This window comes from Pontibacter sp. HJ8, from assembly GCF_054824225.1.
On sequence record NZ_JSYF01000544.1, the window covers coordinates 1 to 679 of the forward strand.

Below are 679 nucleotides of genomic sequence, written 5' to 3' on the forward strand. Positions count from 1 at the left end.
CCTTACGGTTATGACCGTGAAACTACTACGGCTTTCACGGATGCAAATACAAACTGGGCGCGTGTTCTTAGAGGTGATTATAGAAAGCAGAGTGGTACTGTTACTATATTGAGTGCTGCAGATGTAACTTTGGCAAGAGCTGAAGCCGCTGATTACGGCTGGACCAGTGAAAACCTGCAAACTTTATACATGCAGGGTATAACTTTATCATTCCAGATGTGGGGCACTACTCCTGCTGCAAGTTACTTTACCCAAGGTGCAGTTGCATTGAGTGCAGCTCCCGGAACAGGAGCAAACCTAAGACAAATCGCAACACAACGTTACATTGCCGCCTATCCTAATGGTTTACAAGCGTGGAATATATGGCGTAAAACCGGTTTCCCAGCTTTAACCCCGGCACCGGATGCAGTAAATAGTTCTAAGCAAATTCCATCAAGGTATGCTTACGCTGCGGCTGAGTATACGACTAATGCGGATGCTGTAACTGAAGCGGTAGCCAACCTGCCAGGTGGTGATACACAGGATGCAAAAGTTTGGTGGAATCGCTAATACGCGGTTAGACTACTGATCAAATTATAGGATATTTAAATAAAATAAAGATGAAACGGAAAATTCTAAGTTATCTTCTGTTCTGTATGACGCTACCGGTTTTTTTATCTTCATGCATTGATGAAGAATT

At 43.4% G+C, this 679-nt stretch carries 1 protein-coding gene; it reads left to right on the forward strand.

Going from position 1 to position 679, the window contains the following annotated elements; all coding sequences use genetic code 11:
• On the forward strand, nucleotides 1-549 hold a 549-nt coding region (locus OB13_RS19180), incomplete at its 5' end, for a SusD/RagB family nutrient-binding outer membrane lipoprotein (protein WP_461491796.1).
• Nucleotides 550-679: the final 130 nt, after the last annotated feature.